The organism is Citrobacter sp. A316, assembly GCF_002042945.1.
GTDB classification, from domain to species: Bacteria; Pseudomonadota; Gammaproteobacteria; order Enterobacterales; family Enterobacteriaceae; genus Citrobacter; species Citrobacter portucalensis.
The window spans coordinates 152,778-170,904 of record NZ_MVFZ01000001.1 but is presented as its reverse complement, the minus strand read 5'-3'; the positions used below and the strand labels follow the sequence as shown (position 1 = coordinate 170,904).

Annotated in this window: 19 protein-coding genes and 1 riboswitch; of the genes, 12 read left to right on the top strand and 7 right to left on the bottom strand. The window is 54.5% G+C overall.

Going from position 1 to position 18,127, the window contains the following annotated elements:
• Positions 1-46: 46 nt before the first annotated feature.
• Positions 47-1,336 carry an adenosylmethionine--8-amino-7-oxononanoate transaminase gene (gene bioA, locus BZK41_RS00815; protein ID WP_079936867.1) on the bottom strand — a complete coding sequence of 430 codons (1,290 nt, stop codon included), beginning with the start codon at positions 1,334-1,336 and terminating at the stop codon, positions 47-49.
• A gap of 76 nt (positions 1,337-1,412) precedes the next feature.
• On the opposite strand from bioA, the gene bioB reads away from it, so the two are divergent.
• The 4 genes from bioB to bioD are packed head-to-tail and all read left to right on the top strand — an operon-like array spanning position 1,413 to position 5,037.
• On the top strand, positions 1,413-2,453 hold the full coding sequence (gene bioB, locus BZK41_RS00810) for a biotin synthase BioB (protein ID WP_079936866.1): 1,041 nt from the start codon (positions 1,413-1,415) through the stop codon (positions 2,451-2,453).
• Positions 2,450-3,607 (top strand): 8-amino-7-oxononanoate synthase, encoded by a 1,158-nt coding sequence (bioF, locus tag BZK41_RS00805; RefSeq protein ID WP_079936865.1) that lies wholly within the window; start codon positions 2,450-2,452, stop codon positions 3,605-3,607. Before bioB ends, bioF begins: the two co-directional genes overlap by 4 nt.
• Entirely contained in the window at positions 3,591-4,346 is a 756-nt protein-coding gene (gene bioC, locus BZK41_RS00800; protein WP_079936864.1) for a malonyl-ACP O-methyltransferase BioC, read from the top strand. Before bioF ends, bioC begins: the two co-directional genes overlap by 17 nt.
• Positions 4,339-5,037 (top strand): dethiobiotin synthase, encoded by a 699-nt coding sequence (gene bioD / locus BZK41_RS00795; protein WP_079936863.1) that lies wholly within the window; start codon positions 4,339-4,341, stop codon positions 5,035-5,037. The genes bioC and bioD overlap by 8 nt, the downstream gene beginning before the upstream one ends.
• On the opposite strand, the gene BZK41_RS00790 is transcribed toward bioD, so the two are convergent.
• Entirely contained in the window at positions 5,003-5,725 is a 723-nt protein-coding gene (locus tag BZK41_RS00790; protein WP_079936862.1) for an ATP-binding cassette domain-containing protein, read from the bottom strand. The genes bioD and BZK41_RS00790 overlap by 35 nt on opposite strands.
• A 758-nt stretch (positions 5,726-6,483) precedes the next feature.
• Here BZK41_RS00790 and uvrB point away from each other — a divergent pair.
• The gene (gene uvrB, locus BZK41_RS00775; RefSeq protein WP_079936861.1) at positions 6,484-8,505 is read left to right on the top strand and encodes an excinuclease ABC subunit UvrB; all 2,022 of its coding nucleotides are present in this window, start codon (positions 6,484-6,486) and stop codon (positions 8,503-8,505) included.
• Between the two features lie 123 nt (positions 8,506-8,628).
• On the opposite strand, the gene yvcK is transcribed toward uvrB, so the two are convergent.
• The gene (gene yvcK / locus BZK41_RS00770; RefSeq protein ID WP_003831525.1) at positions 8,629-9,537 is read right to left on the bottom strand and encodes a uridine diphosphate-N-acetylglucosamine-binding protein YvcK; all 909 of its coding nucleotides are present in this window, start codon (positions 9,535-9,537) and stop codon (positions 8,629-8,631) included.
• A gap of 329 nt (positions 9,538-9,866) precedes the next feature.
• Positions 9,867-10,012, top strand: a riboswitch (molybdenum cofactor riboswitch).
• Between yvcK and moaA the strand changes: the two genes are divergently transcribed.
• The 6 genes from moaA (at position 10,000) to BZK41_RS00740 (ending at position 13,447) form a co-directional block, all read left to right on the top strand.
• Entirely contained in the window at positions 10,000-10,989 is a 990-nt protein-coding gene (gene moaA / locus BZK41_RS00765; protein ID WP_079936860.1) for a GTP 3',8-cyclase MoaA, read from the top strand. It overlaps the preceding riboswitch by 13 nt.
• A 19-nt stretch (positions 10,990-11,008) precedes the next feature.
• Positions 11,009-11,521, top strand: a complete 513-nt coding sequence (gene moaB / locus BZK41_RS00760) for a molybdenum cofactor biosynthesis protein B (RefSeq protein WP_079936859.1) — start codon at positions 11,009-11,011, stop codon at positions 11,519-11,521.
• 2 nt (positions 11,522-11,523) lie between these two features.
• Complete coding sequence (gene moaC / locus BZK41_RS00755; RefSeq protein WP_003035188.1) at positions 11,524-12,009, top strand: cyclic pyranopterin monophosphate synthase MoaC; 486 nt, start codon at positions 11,524-11,526, stop codon at positions 12,007-12,009.
• Complete coding sequence (moaD, locus tag BZK41_RS00750) at positions 12,002-12,247, top strand: molybdopterin synthase sulfur carrier subunit (RefSeq protein WP_003831530.1); 246 nt, start codon at positions 12,002-12,004, stop codon at positions 12,245-12,247. Before moaC ends, moaD begins: the two co-directional genes overlap by 8 nt.
• A 1-nt stretch (position 12,248) precedes the next feature.
• Positions 12,249-12,701, top strand: a complete 453-nt coding sequence (gene moaE / locus BZK41_RS00745; protein ID WP_008784190.1) for a molybdopterin synthase catalytic subunit MoaE — start codon at positions 12,249-12,251, stop codon at positions 12,699-12,701.
• Positions 12,702-12,742: 41 nt separating this feature from the next.
• Complete coding sequence (locus BZK41_RS00740) at positions 12,743-13,447, top strand: Bax inhibitor-1/YccA family protein (RefSeq protein WP_003831536.1); 705 nt, start codon at positions 12,743-12,745, stop codon at positions 13,445-13,447.
• A gap of 100 nt (positions 13,448-13,547) precedes the next feature.
• Here the strand turns inward: BZK41_RS00740 and BZK41_RS00735 are convergent, their stop codons facing one another.
• From BZK41_RS00735 to BZK41_RS00725, 3 genes are read right to left on the bottom strand one after another with little or no spacing between them, the layout of a single operon-like run.
• Positions 13,548-14,510, bottom strand: a complete 963-nt coding sequence (locus BZK41_RS00735; RefSeq protein WP_079936858.1) for a YbhN family protein — start codon at positions 14,508-14,510, stop codon at positions 13,548-13,550.
• Positions 14,510-15,751: a cardiolipin synthase ClsB gene (clsB, locus tag BZK41_RS00730; protein ID WP_079936857.1), complete on the bottom strand. Its 1,242-nt coding sequence runs from the start codon at positions 15,749-15,751 to the stop codon at positions 14,510-14,512. The genes BZK41_RS00735 and clsB overlap by 1 nt, the downstream gene beginning before the upstream one ends.
• Positions 15,748-16,509 (bottom strand): endonuclease/exonuclease/phosphatase family protein, encoded by a 762-nt coding sequence (locus BZK41_RS00725; protein ID WP_079936856.1) that lies wholly within the window; start codon positions 16,507-16,509, stop codon positions 15,748-15,750. Before BZK41_RS00725 ends, clsB begins: the two co-directional genes overlap by 4 nt.
• A gap of 131 nt (positions 16,510-16,640) precedes the next feature.
• On the opposite strand from BZK41_RS00725, the gene BZK41_RS00720 reads away from it, so the two are divergent.
• The gene (locus tag BZK41_RS00720) at positions 16,641-17,051 is read left to right on the top strand and encodes a YbhQ family protein (protein WP_079936855.1); all 411 of its coding nucleotides are present in this window, start codon (positions 16,641-16,643) and stop codon (positions 17,049-17,051) included.
• Here the strand turns inward: BZK41_RS00720 and BZK41_RS00715 are convergent.
• Positions 17,013-18,119 carry an ABC transporter permease gene (locus BZK41_RS00715; protein WP_079936854.1) on the bottom strand — a complete coding sequence of 369 codons (1,107 nt, stop codon included), beginning with the start codon at positions 18,117-18,119 and terminating at the stop codon, positions 17,013-17,015. The genes BZK41_RS00720 and BZK41_RS00715 overlap by 39 nt on opposite strands.
• Positions 18,120-18,127: the final 8 nt, after the last annotated feature.

Sequence of the window (18,127 nt, the reverse complement as noted above, 5' to 3'; positions counted from 1 at the left end):
TCGTTAGCCAAAAAGTGTAGCCAGAAACCGTAGAGCTTACCGCTGATTAATCGCTAAAAAATGTTGCATTGCGCACAGCCTCGTTCACGGCCTGAGTCAGGCGACGCAACTGATCGGGCTGAATGATGTAAGGCGGCATCAGATAGATGAGCTTGCCAAACGGTCTTACCCACACGCCCTGTTCGACAAAGAACTTCTGTAACGCTGCCATATTCACCGGATGCGTGGTTTCGATTACGCCAATGGCGCCGAGCACGCGCACGTCAGCGACCCAACTGGAATCTGCCGCTGGGGCGAGCTCTGTCCGCAGCTGCGTTTCAATGGCTGCTACCTGTGAGCGCCACTCGCCGGTTTCGATTAACGACAGGCTGGCGGAGGCGACGGCGCAGGCCAGCGGGTTGCCCATAAAGGTTGGGCCGTGCATGAAGCATCCGGCTTCACCGTTGCTGATGGTTTCTGCGACCTGACGTGTGGTCAGGGTTGCTGAAAGGGTCATTGTCCCGCCGGTTAACGCTTTGCCCAGGCATAAAATGTCCGGAGTGATGCCGGCGTGCTCGCAGGCGAACAGCTTGCCTGTACGACCAAATCCGGTGGCGATTTCATCGGCAATCAGCAGGATCCCTTCACGGTCGCACATCTTACGGATGCGTTTTAACCATTCGGGATGATACATGCGCATACCGCCAGCGCCCTGTACGATTGGCTCAAGGATCACCGCCGCAATTTCGTGGCGGTGTGCGGCCATCAGACGGGCAAAAGGCACCATATCCAGTTCGTCCCACTCGCCGCCCATGCGGCTTTGTGGGGCAGGCGCAAACAGGTTCTCCGGCAGATACCCTTTCCACAGACTGTGCATTGAGTTGTCGGGATCGCAGACCGACATCGCGCCGAAGGTATCACCGTGATAACCGTTACGAAATGTCAGGAAACGCTGGCGGGATTCGCCTTTAGCCTGCCAGTATTGCAGCGCCATTTTCATCGCGACTTCTACGGCGACCGATCCTGAATCCGCGAGAAAAACGCACTCCAGCGCCTCTGGGGTCATCGCTACCAACTGGCGGCACAGTGCAATGGCCGGGGCGTGGGTAATGCCGCCAAACATCACATGCGACATGGCATCAATCTGCGTTTTCATCGCGGCGTTCAGCTGCGGGTGATTGTAACCGTGGATCGCCGCCCACCAGGATGACATGCCGTCAATCAGCTTCTCACCGCTGGCTAAAATCAGTTCGCAACCTTCGGCACGCGCCACCGGATAAACCGGCAACGGGGAGGTCATGGAGGTGTATGGGTGCCAGATATGGCGTTGGTCAAACGCAAGATCGTCCGTTGTCATAATCGACTTGTAAACCAAATTAAAAAGATTTAGGTTTACGAGTCTACACCAAACTAACAACGAAACGTATACCAATATGGCTCACTCTTCTCGCTGGACAATGTCACAAATCACCGAATTATTTGAAAAACCGCTGTTGGATCTGCTGTTTGAAGCGCAGCAGGTTCATCGGCAGCATTTCGATCCGCAGCAGGTTCAGGTCAGTACGCTGCTGTCGATTAAGACCGGTGCTTGCCCGGAAGATTGCAAATACTGCCCGCAAAGCTCCCGCTATAAAACCGGTCTGGAAACAGAACGGTTGATGGAGGTTGAACAGGTACTGGACTCGGCACGTAAGGCTAAGCAGGCTGGCTCAACGCGGTTTTGCATGGGCGCGGCGTGGAAGAACCCGCATGAGCGCGATATGCCGTACCTAGAACAAATGGTGCAGGGCGTAAAAGAACTGGGGCTGGAAGCCTGTATGACGCTGGGCACGCTGGACGAATCTCAGGCCAAGCGCCTCGCCAATGCGGGTCTGGACTACTACAACCATAACCTCGACACCTCGCCGGAATTTTACGGCAATATCATCACCACTCGTTCGTACCAGGAGCGCCTGGATACGCTGGATAAAGTGCGCGAGGCGGGCATTAAAGTTTGCTCCGGCGGAATTGTGGGGCTGGGGGAAACGGTGACCGATCGCGCGGGTCTGCTGCTGCAATTAGCTAACCTGCCGACGCCGCCGGAAAGCGTGCCGATCAACATGCTGGTGAAAGTGAAGGGCACGCCGCTTGCCGATAACGACGACGTAGATGCTTTTGATTTTATTCGTACTATCGCCGTGGCGCGCATCATGATGCCGACCTCATACGTGCGTCTTTCTGCCGGGCGCGAGCAGATGAACGAGCAAACCCAGGCGATGTGCTTTATGGCCGGGGCCAACTCGATTTTCTACGGCTGCAAACTGCTGACCACGCCGAACCCGAATGAAGATAAAGATTTACTGTTGTTCCGCAAGCTGGGTCTTAACCCGCAGCAAACGGCGGTGCTGGCGGGTGATAACGAACAGCAACAACGTCTGGAGCAGGCGCTGCGTACCCCAGATACCGACGATTACTACAACGCGGCAACCGTATGACCTGGCAGCAAAAAATAGACGATGCGCTAACGGCGCGTCGTCGTGCTGATGCGTGGCGTCAGCGCTATGCGGTGACGCAGGGCGCGGGTCGCTGGCTGCAGGCCGATGGTCGCCAGTATCTGAACTTCTCCAGCAACGACTACCTCGGCTTAAGCCACCATCCGCAGATTATCTGCGCGTGGCAGCAGGGCGCTGAGCGTTTTGGCGTCGGCAGCGGCGGCTCGGGCCATGTCAGCGGTTATTCCGTTGCTCATCAGGCGCTGGAAGAAGAGCTGGCGCAGTGGCTCGGCTATTCCCGGGCGCTGCTGTTCATCTCTGGTTTTGCCGCCAATCAGGCGGTCATTGCCGCACTGATGGGAAAAGATGACAAGATTGTTGCCGACAGGCTCAGCCATGCCTCGCTGCTGGAGGCTGCCAGTCTTAGCCCTGCCGCATTACGTCGCTTTACCCATAACGACTCGCAACACCTGGATCGTTTGCTGACGGCCCCCTGTCCGGGGCAGCAACTGGTGGTTACCGAAGGCGTGTTCAGCATGGATGGCGACAGTGCGCCGCTGGCAGAAATTCACGCGGTGGCGAAACGGCAGGGCGCGTGGCTGCTGGTGGATGATGCGCATGGGATTGGCGTAAGCGGTGAGGAAGGGCGCGGTTCGTGCTCTCGACAGCAGGTGAAACCTGAGCTGTTGGTGGTGACGTTTGGCAAAGGGTTTGGCGTCAGCGGTGCGGCAATCTTGTGTTCTGATAGCGTGGCCGATTATCTGCTGCAATTTGCCCGTCATCTGATCTACAGCACCAGCATGCCGCCAGCCCAGGCTCAGGCTTTACGCGCCGCGCTGGCGGTGATCCGCAGCCGCGAAGGCGATGAGCGCAGAGAAAAGCTGGCGATGCTTATCCAGCGTTTTCGCGCAGGGGTTGATACCACGGATTTGACGCTGGCGCATTCAGACAGCGCTATTCAACCGCTGATCGTTGGCGACAACCATAAAGCCTTGCAACTGGCACAGACGTTACGGCAACAGGGATGCTGGGTGACGGCGATTCGTCCACCGACGGTGCCGGTTGGGACGGCCAGGCTGCGGATTACGCTGACCCAGGCGCATGAAGTCCAGGATATCGACAGCCTACTGGAGGTGCTGCATGGCGCAGGTCAATAAGCAGGCTATTGCCGCTGCGTTTGGTCGCGCGGCCACGCATTATGAGCAACATGCGGAGCTTCAGCGTCAGAGCGCCGATGCGTTACTGGCACAACTCGATGGCCGGGCGTTCTCACGGGTTTTGGACGCGGGTTGCGGGCCTGGGCGTATGAGTCGTTACTGGCGGGAGCAGGGGAGCGAGGTCTGTGCGCTGGATCTGTCGGCACAAATGCTGACCGAAGCGCAGCGTCACGATGTTGCCCATCACTATCTGCTGGCGGATATCGAAGCCATTCCGCAGGCCGCTGCCACTTTCGACCTGGCCTGGAGCAATCTGGCCGTGCAGTGGTGCAACGACCTGCGCGGTGCGTTATGCGAGCTATACCGGGTGGTGCGTCCTGGCGGTACGGTGGCGTTTAGTACGCTGGCGCAAGGGTCGATGCCGGAACTTCGTCAGGCGTGGCGAGCAGTTGATGACCGGGAGCATGCCAACCGTTTTTTGTCGGTGGAGCAACTTGAAAACGCGCTGTGCGGCTGGGACGTTGAATACCAGTCTCATGCCGTCACGCTGTGGTTTGACGATGCGTTGAGCGCCATGCGCTCGCTGAAGGGTATTGGCGCGACGCATTTGCATGATGGACGCGAGCAGCGTGTGCTGACCCGCTCGCAGCTGCGCCAGTTACAGCTCGCCTGGCCCTGTCAGCAGGGGAAATATCCGCTGACCTATCATCTTTTTTTGGGAGTGATTCAACGTGACTAACACCTATTTTGTCACCGGGACGGACACCGAAGTAGGTAAAACTATCGCCAGCTGTGCGTTGCTTCAGGCGGCGGGACAGCTGGGGTTGCGAACCGTCGGCTATAAGCCGGTGGCGTCAGGCAGTGAAATGACGGCTGAAGGTCTGCGAAACAGCGATGCGCTGGCTCTACAGCGCAACAGCAGTGTGGTAGTGGATTATGCGGCCATCAATCCGTATACCTTCGCCGAACCTACTTCACCGCATATCATCAGTGCTGACGAAGGGCGCCCCATTCAGGCCTCAGTGATGTCTGCGGGTTTACGCTTGCTTGAAGAACAGGCTGACTGGGTATTGGTGGAAGGCGCAGGCGGATGGTTTACGCCACTGTCGCCAACACTGAGTTTTGCTGACTGGGTAAAAGCGGAACAACTGCCGGTGATTCTGGTGGTTGGCGTTAAGCTCGGTTGTATCAATCATGCCATTTTGACCGCCCAGGCGGTGCAGCAGGCCGGGCTGACGCTCGCCGGATGGATTGCCAATGATGTGATGCCACCCGGCAAGCGTCATGCTGAATATATGGCGACACTAAAGCGTTCGCTTGCGGCTCCGCTACTGGGGGAAATTCCCTGGCTGGCAGAAGAGCCGGAGCGAGCAGCGACAGGTCGTTATATCGATCTTAGCGTTTTGTCTCTGGCGCCCACCAGTCGTTGATTAGCGGGTCGCTGAATTGTGTTATTTGCCCTTGAGCCACGTTGCGGCCACGATGTAACAAGCAATAGCAGTCGGCGACCCGACGAATGAACGGCAGGCTTTGTTCCGCGAGCATAATGGCGATGCCAAGCTCCTGGCTTAGCCTCACAATCAGATTACCCAGTTTGTGGATATACGCCTGGCCACTTCCTCGCGTCGGCTCATCGAGGATCAGCAGGCGCGGGCGAGTGACCAGCGCACTGGCGAGTGCAAGCTGGTGCTGATTTTCCTCCGACAATGCCACTCCTTTGGCCTGACGCAGTGTAAACAGCTGTGGAAACAGGCGGTAAATATCGCTGCTGTTCATTGCTTCGCTTTCCTCAACCGCCTGGCGCGCGATGTGCAGATTTTCCTCTACCGTCAGCTGCGAAAAAATTCGCCGCTCCTGTGACACGCAGTTAATACCCAGCGCAATGCGCTGTGCCGCCGGAATCTGCAGCAGATCGCAAGGTGGTGCACCGGCCTGATGCCAGAACATGGTTCCGCTCTCAATCGGTAAATTGCCGATGATGCAATTGGCCAGCGTGGTTTTTCCCATCCCTGGAAGACCTAGCACGGCGGTACATTTGCCGGGCAACAGGTCGAGATCTACATCCCAAAGCGAGTGTTGATTACCGTAATAGTGATTCACTGCACGAAGACTCAACATAGATTTCTCCCTCATGATGATATCCGCCTCGCGGGCTGATGGTCGGGAGAAAACTGCAAATCTCTTGCCAGAAGCGGAATGAGGTGAAAATACAGCAGGGTAGCGGGTTGCGGTATACGCTTGTTGTGGATGAGCGCCGCAGTGTGCACATTGTCAGTGCCTGGTGGCGTTGTGATGGTGCAGGCAGGAAAATGATGAAAATGCGAGCAAGATCTCGGCCATCCCAGGTCGCTTCGTTAGCTGATAAATATCAAAAAATAGCGATAATTTTTTTTTATGCCACCGGAAAAGGGAGTGAGGACGTTTTTGCCAGGCTACAGTCCGTACGGGCTGGAGGCAGTTATCCACTATTCCTGTGGATAACCTTGTGTATTAGAGTTAGAAAACACAAGGTAAGCGAGAGAAGACGCGGCCTGCGACTAAATTGATGCGAAAGACGGCTTGAGATAATAGTCATTAAATTACAGTGTGTTAGATAAATGCAATGGCTGTCGCAGAAGTGTCATGTGTTGCCACAAAACTTTCATCGGGTAGCTTGACAAATGTTAAAAAAGTCATTGGTTTGGGGATAACACATTTTTGCTGGTGTTTTATCTTGCCTGCGGACAAATTTTAGCCTGTAGTCACGGCCATTTTGCTGGTGTAACAGAAATATTCTGGCGCGTTACTGTTTTTCCATCCAGTATATTTTACTGGCAAAATATATGGCTGCGAGTAAAATTACACACCTGCCCGCCCATTGCTTCAGGTAGCTGCTCATGAGTAAACCGTTCAAACTAAATTCCGCTTTTAAACCCTCTGGCGATCAGCCTGAGGCGATTCGTCGCCTGGAAGAAGGTCTGGAGGATGGTCTGGCGCATCAGACGCTGCTGGGGGTGACGGGGTCGGGGAAAACATTCACCATCGCGAACGTGATTGCGGACTTACAGCGACCTACCATGGTGCTGGCCCCCAATAAGACGCTTGCCGCGCAGTTGTACGGTGAGATGAAGGAATTCTTCCCGGATAACGCGGTGGAGTATTTCGTCTCCTACTACGACTATTATCAGCCGGAAGCTTACGTGCCAAGTTCTGACACCTTCATCGAGAAGGATGCCTCGGTTAACGAACACATTGAGCAGATGCGACTGTCAGCGACCAAAGCGCTGCTTGAGCGACGGGACGTCATTGTTGTGGCGTCGGTTTCCGCAATTTATGGTCTGGGTGACCCGGACCTGTACCTGAAAATGATGCTGCACCTGACGGTGGGGATGATTATCGACCAGCGTGCGATCCTGCGTCGTCTGGCGGAGCTGCAATATACCCGCAACGATCAGGCGTTCCAGCGCGGGACCTTCCGCGTGCGCGGTGAAGTGATCGACATATTCCCGGCGGAATCTGACGACATCGCGTTGCGCGTGGAACTGTTTGATGAAGAAGTCGAACGTTTGTCGCTGTTTGACCCTCTTACCGGGCAGGTCGAATCGACTATATCGCGCTTCACCATCTACCCTAAAACGCACTACGTGACACCGCGCGAACGTATTGTACAGGCGATGGAAGAAATTAAAGTTGAGCTGGCTGAGCGTCGAAAAGTCCTGTTGGCAAATAACAAACTGCTGGAAGAACAGCGCTTAAGTCAACGTACCCAGTTCGATCTGGAAATGATGAACGAGCTGGGTTACTGCTCGGGGATTGAAAACTATTCCCGCTATCTGTCCGGGCGTGGTCCGGGCGAGCCGCCGCCGACGCTGTTTGATTACCTGCCTGCCGATGGCCTGCTGGTGGTGGATGAATCCCACGTGACTATTCCGCAAATTGGCGGCATGTATCGCGGTGATCGGGCGCGTAAAGAAACCCTGGTCGAGTACGGATTCCGTCTGCCGTCGGCGCTGGATAACCGTCCGCTCAAATTTGAAGAGTTTGAAGCGCTGGCCCCGCAAACTATCTACGTTTCGGCAACACCGGGCAACTATGAGCTGGAGAAATCCGGCGATGAAGTGGTCGATCAGGTGGTACGACCGACCGGGCTGCTGGATCCGGTTATTGAGGTGCGTCCGGTGGCGACGCAGGTTGACGACCTGCTGTCTGAAATCCGCACCCGTGCGGCGATTAACGAACGTGTGCTGGTCACCACGCTCACCAAACGGATGGCGGAAGACCTCACCGAGTATCTTGAAGAGCACGGTGAACGGGTGCGTTATCTGCACTCTGACATCGATACCGTGGAACGTATGGAAATCATTCGTGACCTGCGTCTGGGCGAGTTTGACGTGCTGGTGGGTATCAACCTGTTACGTGAAGGTCTGGACATGCCTGAGGTCTCACTGGTGGCGATTCTGGACGCAGACAAAGAAGGGTTCCTGCGTTCTGAACGGTCACTTATTCAGACCATCGGTCGTGCGGCGCGTAACATCAACGGTAAGGCGATTCTCTACGGCGATAAAATTACCGCCTCAATGGCTAAAGCGATTGGTGAAACCGAACGTCGTCGTGAGAAACAGCAGCTCTATAACGAAGAGCACGGTATTACGCCGCAGGGGCTCAACAAGAAAGTGGTCGATATTCTGGCGCTGGGTCAGAATATTGCGAAGACCAAGGCGAAAGGCAAAGGGAAGTCACGTGCAGGCGCGAAGTCTGAGGTTGTCGAACTGGATATGACGCCAAAAGCGCTGCAGCAGAAGATTCACGAGCTGGAAGGGCAGATGATGCAGCACGCGCAGAATCTCGAATTTGAAGAGGCCGCGACAATCCGCGACCAGTTGCATCAGCTGCGCGAGTTGTTTATTGCGGCATCGTAAGACTGTGTCGGATGCGGGGTAAACCCCTTATCCGACCTACGGGGTAGATTGCGTACGTAGGCCGGATGGCGGCGCAGAACGTTTTTGTAGGCCTGATAAGCGCAGCGCATCAGGCACATATGTTCAACCTAATGCCTGCACCGCTTTCTCCAGCGCGCTATGCAATAGCTGGCGGTCATGGCGGTAGGGAATATCGCTGGCTTCCAGCACTTCCTGAATAACCACGCGGTCGGTAACGGCGGAAGCATCCACTTTCGGCCCCACAACCACCGCATCAATCACTTTCTTCCCAACATACTGTTCAATAATGGCCAGCTTATCGCTAAGCGTCAGGCTGGCTGCTGGCAGGCTTAATTCGCGCCCAAGATTGCCTATGTAGACCATCGGAGCCGGTGTGCGACGTAATGCCTGTGACATTTCATCGAGTAACAGAATCGGCATCAGGCTGGTGTAAAAACTGCCGGGACCTATCAAAATCAAATCCGCTTCAGCGATTGCCTCAACGGCCTCGCGCGTAGTCGGGACTTTTGGCGACAGCATCAGTTCCTGAGGCGGGACGGTGAGTTGATCGATATTCACTTCGCCATAAACTTCGTGCCCCTGGTCATCAATGGCCATCAGATCCACCGGCAGCTCCGACATCGGAATTAAATGTGCGTCAACTTTCAGCAGGCTACGAATTAAATTGATGGCTTCCAGAGGCCGCACGCTGAGGTGGTCGAGCGCCTTTAACATCAGATTTCCGAGGTTATGCCCGGAAAGTTCGCCGTTACCGCCAAAACGATACTCAAACATCGCGGATGCAACGCTGGGTTGGGTAATTAACTGGTTCAGACAGTTACGCATGTCTCCCCATGCTATTCCCCCTTCAGAGCGACGAATACGACCTGTCGACCCGCCGTTATCCGTGGTGGTGACGATACCCGTCAAGCGGGAACCTAATGGAGAAAGAGAGGAGAGAACGCGTCCTAATCCATGCCCTCCGCCGAGAGCGACAACGCGGTCCAGATCTGCCAGCGTGCGAGTGCGCATATATTTTCCTGATATCAATTGATCGGCGCTACAGTAACGTAAATAGCGTGTTTTCAGCAATTATCCAGTCGGCATTTGCCGTAATTTTTTTCTGCGATCTACTCCTTTCTGACGACACCCACCTGATGGCAAGATGATGTATATCAATGCAAAACTGTGATTTTTGCTTATTCTGTAGCGAAATTGCACGATCATGTCGCTATATACATATTTATACAGCGAAAGTGTACATGGAAAAATCGCCATTTACACGCTAGTATCGGCATAACCACAAAGTACTCTTAATAATTTGAGTTGCCGGAAGCCAACGCATCTGCAACTCGAAGTATGATGAGTATAAACACTCTAGCCTCTGCACCTGGGTCAAATGATACGGTGCTTTGGCCGTGACAAGACTTGAAAAAGTTTGTCACCAGGGCGCAGGAAGAAATGACTACGTCTCCCGTATTTGGAAAGGTGTACATGGGCTCTCAACTTACCGATGCTTTCGCACGTAAGTTTTACTACTTACGTTTGTCGATTACAGATGTGTGTAACTTTCGTTGCACCTACTGCCTGCCGGATGGCTATAAGCCCGGCGGGGTCACCAATAACGGCTTCTTGACCGTTGATGAAATTCGCCGCGTCACGCGTGCGTTCGCCAGTCTGGGAACGGAAAAAGTGCGTCTGACGGGGGGAGAACCTTCACTGCGTCGCGACTTCACTGACATTATCGCCGCCGTGCGCGAAAACGACGCCATCCGCCAGATTGCGGTAACCACCAATGGTTATCGTCTGGCGCGCGACGCTGCCGCCTGGCGCGATGCCGGACTGACCGCGCTCAACGTCAGCGTCGACAGCCTTGATGCCCGTCAGTTTCACGCCATTACCGGACAGGACAAGTTTCAGCAGGTGATGGTGGGCATTGATGCCGCCTTTGATGCCGGTTTTGAAAAAGTGAAAGTCAACACCGTACTGATGCGCGACGTAAACCATCATCAACTGGACACCTTCCTTGCGTGGATCCAACCTCGGCCAATCCAACTGCGTTTTATTGAACTGATGGAAACGGGCGAGGGCAGCTCTCTCTTCCGTAAACACCATATCTCCGGACAGGTACTTCGCGATGAGCTGCTGCGTCGCGGCTGGATCCACCAGATCCGACAGCGTAGCGACGGCCCGGCTCAGGTTTTCTGTCATCCTGATTATGTTGGCGAAATTGGTCTGATCATGCCTTATGAGAAAGACTTCTGCGCCACCTGTAATCGTCTGCGCGTTTCCTCTGTCGGCAAGCTTCATCTGTGTTTATTTGGTGAAGGCGGCGTAAGCCTGCGTGATTTGCTGGAAGACGATGCTCAGCAACCGGCGCTGGAAGAACGCATTTCAGCCGCGCTGCTGGAGAAAAAGCAGACCCATTTCCTGCATCAGAACAATACCGGTATTACGCAAAACTTATCTTACATTGGCGGCTGATCGCTAAAAGGAGTTTTTCATGAGTCAGGTAAGCGCTGAATTTATCCCGACACGCATTGCTATTCTTACTGTTTCCAACCGTCGCGGCGAAGAAGATGACACCTCCGGCCATTATCTGCGTGACTCGGCGCAAGAAGCGGGTCATCAGATTGTCGATAACGCGATTGTCAAAGAGAACCGCTACGCCATCCGCGCCCAGGTTTCTGCCTGGATTGCCAGTGACGATGTACAGGTGGTGCTCATTACCGGCGGCACAGGCTTAACCGAAGGGGACCAGGCACCGGAAGCGCTGCAACCGCTGTTCGACAGAGAAGTTGAAGGGTTTGGCGAAGTCTTCCGTATGCTGTCATTTGAAGAGATTGGCACCGCGACGCTGCAATCCCGCGCGATTGCCGGCGTGGCCAATAAAACGCTGATTTTTGCCATGCCGGGTTCGACCAAAGCGTGTCGTACCGCCTGGGAAAATATCATTGCGCCGCAGCTTGATGCCCGTACGCGTCCGTGTAATTTCCACCCACATTTGAAGAAATAAGTATGTCGCAACTGACTCATATTAACGCCGCTGGCGAAGCGCATATGGTGGATGTCTCCGCCAAAGCGGAAACCGTACGCGAGGCGCGTGCAGAAGCATTCGTGACCATGCGTAGCGAAACGCTGGCGATGATTATCGATGGCAGCCACCATAAAGGTGATGTTTTCGCCACGGCGCGTATTGCCGGTATTCAGGCTGCCAAACGCACCTGGGATCTTATCCCACTGTGTCACCCACTGATGCTGAGCAAGGTCGAAGTCAATCTTCACGCCGAGCCGGAGCACAACCGCGTGCGCATTGAAACGCTGTGTCGCCTGACCGGTAAAACCGGCGTTGAAATGGAGGCGTTAACGGCAGCCTCCGTGGCGGCGTTGACCATCTACGATATGTGCAAAGCGGTACAAAAGGATATGGTGATTGGTCCGGTGCGTCTGCTGGCAAAAAGCGGCGGCAAATCGGGTGATTTTAAGGTGGATGCGCATGATTAAGGTTCTTTTCTTTGCTCAGGTACGGGAACTGGTGAACACCGATGCCTTAGAAGTTGCCGCCGAGTTTGCGACGGTAGAAGCGCTGCGCAAGCATCTGGCGGCGCAAAGCGATCGCTGGGCGCTGGCGCTGGAAGACGGCAAACTGCTGGCGGCGGTAAATCAGACGCTGGTCAGTTTTGACCATCCTCTTAACGCGGGTGATGAAGTTGCTTTCTTCCCGCCGGTAACCGGAGGCTAAAATGGCTGAAACGCGAATTGTTGTTGGTCATGCGCCGTTCAGCGTCGGGGATGAGTATCCCTGGCTGGCAGAGCGCGATGAAGACGGCGCGGTAGTCACTTTCACCGGTAAAGTACGCAATCACAATCTCGGCGACAGCGTAAAAGCGTTAACGCTGGAACACTATCCGGGAATGACCGAAAAAGCGCTGGCGGAGATTGTCGACGAAGCGCGTTCACGCTGGCCGTTGGGTCGGGTGACGGTGATTCATCGCATTGGCGAACTGTGGCCAGGTGACGAAATCGTTTTTGTTGGCGTGACCAGTGCGCATCGCAGCAGCGCGTTTGATGCCGGGCAGTTCATTATGGATTACCTGAAAACCCGCGCGCCGTTCTGGAAGCGCGAGGCCACGCCGGAAGGTGAGCGCTGGGTTGATGCCCGTGACAGCGATAAGCTAGCAGCAAAACGCTGGTAGAGTACAATTGTTGTAGGCTCATACTGACTCAGGAGATTGTCATGGACCGATTCCCACGATCCGATTCTATTGTACAGGCCCGTTCCGGCCTACAAACGTATATGGCGCAGGTGTACGGCTGGATGACCTGCGGACTGTTGCTGACGGCGTTTATCGCCTGGTATGCGGCAAATACGCCCGCGGTGATGATGTTTGTCTTCTCCAGCAAAATCACCTTCTTTGGCCTGATCATCGCTCAACTGGCGCTGGTGTTCGTCCTGTCCGGCATGGTGCAAAGGCTGAGCGCGGGTATGGCGACCACGCTGTTTATGCTCTATTCGGCATTAACCGGGTTGACGCTATCAAGCATCTTTATTGTCTATACCTACTCGTCTATCGCCAGCACCTTTGTGGTCACTGGCGGGATGTTCGGGATCATGAGTCTGTATGGCTACACCACCAAACGCGATCTGAGCGGCTTCGGCAATATGCTGTTCATGGCGCTGATCGGTATTGTGCTGGCCTCGCTGGTTAACTTCTGGCTGAAGAGCGAAGCGCTGATGTGGGCGGTAACCTATATCGGGGTGATTGTGTTTGTCGGTCTGACCGCCTATGACACGCAGAAGCTGAAAAATATCGGTGAGCAGATTGACCTGCGAGACAGCTCCAATCTGCGTAAATACGCGATTCTTGGGGCCTTAACGCTGTATCTGGACTTCATCAACCTGTTCCTGATGCTGCTGCGTATTTTCGGCAATCGTCGTTAATTCTCTGTTGCCGGATGGCGCTGCGCTTATCCGGCCTACAGTTGTGTATCGAAAGTAGGCCGGATAAGGCGTTAAGCCGCATCCGGCACTATAAGCACCATCATTTCGCCATCGCCTTCTCGTTCTTTGTCCGTAGCTTTTTCGCCCGACTTTCCAGCAGCAAATAACACATAAGCGCCAGCAGTAGCGGAATAAAATAGTACAGCACGCGATACGCGAGCAGGGCAGCAATGATTGTCCCCTGAGATGTATTCTCTCCTGCCAGCAGCGCTATAAACACCGCCTCCAGCACGCCGATCCCCGCCGGAATATGCACAATAACCCCGGCAATACTGCTTACCAGCAGCACGCCCAGCACGAAGAAATAGTTAATATTCTGACCCAGTAACAACCAGATAATCGCCCCCATAACCATCCAGTTAGTCCCGGATATCGCCATCTGCGCGAGGGCAAATTTCCACGAGGGTAGCACCAGCTTTTGGCCCTTGATGGTGATGTGGCGATGTTTAGCGAAGGCGCAAAACCACAGATAAACGCCAATTATCAACAGCAGCGCAATGCCTAAGATACGCAGCGTACCTTCATCGATATACCAGTGCGCGGGCAGTTCGACGACGCCGAAAGTAAAAATAAAACCGCCCAGCAGAATATAGCCCAGCCAGTTGGTGGTAATGCTCAGTGAAAAAATCCGCGTTATTGTGCCCCCCGGCAACCCGAGCCGTGAGTAAAGCCGGTAGCGCATCCCAATACCGCCCACCCAGGTGCTTAACGTCAGGTTGAAGGCGTAACAGATAAACGATACCAACATGACCTGGCGTTTTGCCAGTTTGTGACCGCAGTAGTAACGCCCGAGCAGGTCATAACAGCCGTATAGTAAATAACTGACGATCACCAACCCCACGGCGCTGAACAGGGCGATCCGATTGTAATCGCGAATTACCGTCCACACTTCCTGCCAGTTGACCTTGCTGGCATAAACGACCAGCAACACGATCACCGCAATAAAAAATAACCATGTGAGGATCTTTTTCGCTAACCGCCAGCGCCGGTGATTTTTTGCCATCAGGTTTTCCCTCCTGCATCCTCAGTTTGTATACGGTCCTGAGTTTCCAGAGCGGGCTGCGCGGGCGGCTCTACCTCGGCCAGGTGTGGGGTATGCGCCGGCAGCCAGCCGACCAGCGCCGGGAAGTGGCGTAAAAAGTGGAAGGCCAGCACGCTTTTGGTCAGGTTCCACCAGGTGCGTTTTGGCAGCATAGATTCGTCAACCCGCTTGCAGTCCTGCGCAATAATAGGGTTCAGGTTATCGCGCAGGGTCTGGTTAAACGTGCGGTCATGAATAATCAGATTCGCTTCCAGATTCAGCGACAGGCTCAGCGGATCGAGATTGCTGGAGCCCACCGTCGCCCAATGATCGTCCATCAACGCCACTTTGCCATGCAGAGGTTTACGGCGGTACTCATAGACATGGACGCCGCCTTTTACCAGATAGTTGTACAGCAGGCGGGCGCCTACTTTCACAATCGGCATATCCGGTTCACCCTGCACAATGAGTTTTACCCGAACGCCGCGTCGTGCTGCTTTACGCAGGGCATGCAGCAGGCGATAACCAGGAAAGAAATAGGCATTGGCAATAATCACTTCCCGCCGGGCCTGGGTGAGCATTTTCAGATAGTGGCGTTCAATATCATCGCGATGCTCTTCGTTATCGCGCCAGACAAACAGCGCCTGCGCTTCGCCAGGTCGATGATTGTCGATTGCCCTGTGATGACGCCGCCACCAGCGTCGTACGGCGCTTTGCCCGGGCAGGTTTTCCAGCACGAATCTCAGGATGTCGGCTACGACAGGACCTTCAACGCGCACGGCGTAATCCTGTTTGGCCTCCGGACCGTAATCAGACATATGTTCAGCGGAGTAATTGATGCCGCCGACAAAGGCAACGCGGTCATCTATGACCACAATTTTGCGATGCATACGGCGAAAGAGATTGGTGCGCATTCCAAACAAACGTGGGCGCGGATCGTAGTAGCGGAAAACAACGCCAGCTACGGTAAGTTCTTCAACAAAACTGTCGCTCAGATCCGGCGAGCCGTAGCCATCCAGCAGCACCTCTGCTTTGATGCCTCGCCGGGCGGCTTCGAGCAACGCGGCATGCAGCTGTTTTCCGACCGCATCCTCAAACCAGATAAAGGTCTCAAGGATAATTTTTTGCTGTGCCTGCTCAATGGCGTCAAAGACGGCGGGGTAGAATTGATCGCCGTTTTCCAGCAGTTGTATTTGATTGCCTTCACGCCAGCCATATTTCATAAATGAATCTCCGCACTCAGGGGGGCATGATCGGACAAATGTCGCCAGTGACGCAGCGCCAGCGTCGTTGGAGTACTGGCATTCGCGTTTTTCACATAGATCCTGTCCAGGCGCAGCAATGGGAACTGCACCGGAAACGTTCGCGCCGGGCGGCCGTGGGCGCGGGTAAAAATCTCGTCAAGGCCAGCTTTGGCTTTCAACGGGCGATTGGCCGTTTGCCGCCAGTCATTAAAATCTCCGGCGATCACCACGGGCTCCGGGTTGGGCAGGGCGTTGACCCAGTCAGCCAGCATAGCGAGCTGGGCCTGGCGGTGAGCTTCACGCAGGCCGAGATGCACACACATCACATGAATGGGGTGGGAGAGCATTGGCGGTACGATTCGGCAGTAAAGGACTCCGCGCTTTTCACTTGCGCCGACCGACACATCACGATTTTCATAATGCTCAATGGGATACCGCGACAGCACCGCATTACCGTGATGTCCCTGCGGGTACACGGCGTTACGCCCATAGGCGAAGTCGCTCCACATCGTGTCTGCCAGAAATTCGTAGTGACTGGTCTCCGGCCAGTTCTCAATGTGCAACGAATGAGCTTCGTGCGCGCCCATGACTTCCTGCAGACACACAATGTCTGCACCGACCGTTCTGACGGCCTCCCGTAGCTCAGGCAAAATAAAACGCCGGTTGAAGGCGGTGAACCCTTTGTGAGTATTAATGGTGAGCACATTGAATGAAAATTGAACTCCCGATCCGCTCATGAGCCTCCCGATGGCGTCACTTCCTAAATAAAATAGTGTAGTCGTCGTCACAAAAAGATGCGGTGTTGCGGAATTTTCCGTAAAGTCCGGTACTCTGAACAATTAGTCGAAAATCCTTCAGGAGAATAGCCATGAGGTGGCAACAACGTGTTCGTGTCGCAACGGGTCTAAGTTGCTGGCAGATAGTGTTGCATTTACTGGTAGTGGCGTTGCTGGTAATGGGCTGGATGAGCGGCAGACTGGTGCATGTCGGCCTGGGATTGTGCGTCGTGTACGGCGTTACGGTTTTATTGATGCTTGCATTGCAACGTCACCACGAACAGCGCTGGCGCGACGTGGCTGATGTGCTGGAAGAGTTGACCACGACGTGGTATTTCGGTACCGCAGTGATCGTACTGTGGCTGCTGTCGCGCGTGCTGCAAAACAATGTCTTGCTGGCACTGGCGGGGCTGGTAATCCTTGCCGGACCCGCCGTGGTCTCGCTGCTGGCGAAAGACAAAAAGCTACATCACCTTGCGTCTAAACATCGCATACGCCGCTGAGCCGGTCGTGGCCGCTATTACCAACAGCGGCCACAAGCTTCCCCAGACAATCTGCAGACTCGCATCTTTCAGGTAAATCTGTTTTGTGATGTCCGTAAAATGGCGGATCGGGTTTATCCACGTCAGATTCTGCAACCAGACCGGCATGTTTTCGACCGGTGAAACATAGCCTGAGAGTAAAATCGCCGGCATCATAAACACAAACACGCCGATAAACGCCTGCTGCTGGGTGGCGCACAGTGACGAAATTAGCAGACCAAAGCCGACCAGCGACAGCCCGTAAATCACCATCGTGAAATAGAACAGCCCCAGTGAACCGGCAAACGGAATGTGATAAGCCCAGATACCAATCGCCAGCACGATGGTGGCCTGAAAAGTAGCCACAATTAGCGCGGGCACCGCTTTACCGATAAAAATCTGCCAGGTGGTCAGCGGAGAGACCAGCAGTTGATCCAGCGTGCCTTGCTCACGCTCGCGGGCAACCGACAGCGAGGTGACGATCATTACGCCGATAGTGGTGATCATGGCGATCAGCGACGGAACCACAAACCATTTGTAATCCAGATTCGGGTTATACCAGTTACGCACTACCAGCTCGCTGTTGTTCGGTTTTGGCTTACCGTCCATCAGCTCCTGCTGATACTCCTTAACGATTTGTTGCAGGTAATTCGCGGCTATTTGCGCGCTGTTTGAGTTGCGCCCGTCGAGGATAATCTGCATGGGTGCCTGCTGGAAGGTATCCAGATTACGCGAAAAGTTAGCCGGGAAACGCAGCAGCAGCAGGGCTTTTTGCGTGTCGATGGTGGGCTGGATCTCCTGCGGGCTTTTCAGCAGCAGCACATGCGTAAAAGCGCTGGCGCGGGCAAAGCGCTGGGTAAGCTCAACCGAATGTTTACCGTTGTCTTCGTTATAGATAGCAATAGTGGCGTTGGTGACTTCCAGCGTTGCCGCGAACGGGAACAGGATAACCTGAATCAGCACCGGTAAAATCAGAATGGCTCGCGTCTGCGGTTCGCGTAGTAGCGATTGCAGCTCTTTACGAATTAATGTCCATAAGCGATGAAACATGCCCGCCT

Excerpts from the sequence above, each read along its gene's own strand:
- moaB (WP_079936859.1), top strand. The coding sequence starts at position 11,009 with ATGAGTCAGGTAAGCGCTGAATTTATCCCGACACGCATTGCTATTCTT.
- BZK41_RS00735 (WP_079936858.1), bottom strand. The coding sequence starts at position 14,510 with ATGGCAAAAAATCACCGGCGCTGGCGGTTAGCGAAAAAGATCCTCACA.
- BZK41_RS00740 (WP_003831536.1), top strand. The coding sequence starts at position 12,743 with ATGGACCGATTCCCACGATCCGATTCTATTGTACAGGCCCGTTCCGGC.
- moaD (WP_003831530.1), top strand. The coding sequence starts at position 12,002 with ATGATTAAGGTTCTTTTCTTTGCTCAGGTACGGGAACTGGTGAACACC.
- bioF (WP_079936865.1), top strand. The coding sequence starts at position 2,450 with ATGACCTGGCAGCAAAAAATAGACGATGCGCTAACGGCGCGTCGTCGT.
- uvrB (WP_079936861.1), top strand. The coding sequence starts at position 6,484 with ATGAGTAAACCGTTCAAACTAAATTCCGCTTTTAAACCCTCTGGCGAT.
- moaE (WP_008784190.1), top strand. The coding sequence starts at position 12,249 with ATGGCTGAAACGCGAATTGTTGTTGGTCATGCGCCGTTCAGCGTCGGG.
- clsB (WP_079936857.1), bottom strand. The coding sequence starts at position 15,751 with ATGAAATATGGCTGGCGTGAAGGCAATCAAATACAACTGCTGGAAAAC.
- moaC (WP_003035188.1), top strand. The coding sequence starts at position 11,524 with ATGTCGCAACTGACTCATATTAACGCCGCTGGCGAAGCGCATATGGTG.
- bioA (WP_079936867.1), bottom strand. The coding sequence starts at position 1,336 with ATGACAACGGACGATCTTGCGTTTGACCAACGCCATATCTGGCACCCA.
- BZK41_RS00790 (WP_079936862.1), bottom strand. The coding sequence starts at position 5,725 with ATGTTGAGTCTTCGTGCAGTGAATCACTATTACGGTAATCAACACTCG.
- BZK41_RS00720 (WP_079936855.1), top strand. The coding sequence starts at position 16,641 with ATGAGGTGGCAACAACGTGTTCGTGTCGCAACGGGTCTAAGTTGCTGG.
- BZK41_RS00725 (WP_079936856.1), bottom strand. The coding sequence starts at position 16,509 with ATGAGCGGATCGGGAGTTCAATTTTCATTCAATGTGCTCACCATTAAT.
- moaA (WP_079936860.1), top strand. The coding sequence starts at position 10,000 with ATGGGCTCTCAACTTACCGATGCTTTCGCACGTAAGTTTTACTACTTA.
- bioB (WP_079936866.1), top strand. The coding sequence starts at position 1,413 with ATGGCTCACTCTTCTCGCTGGACAATGTCACAAATCACCGAATTATTT.
- bioC (WP_079936864.1), top strand. The coding sequence starts at position 3,591 with ATGGCGCAGGTCAATAAGCAGGCTATTGCCGCTGCGTTTGGTCGCGCG.
- BZK41_RS00715 (WP_079936854.1), bottom strand. The coding sequence starts at position 18,119 with ATGTTTCATCGCTTATGGACATTAATTCGTAAAGAGCTGCAATCGCTA.
- yvcK (WP_003831525.1), bottom strand. The coding sequence starts at position 9,537 with ATGCGCACTCGCACGCTGGCAGATCTGGACCGCGTTGTCGCTCTCGGC.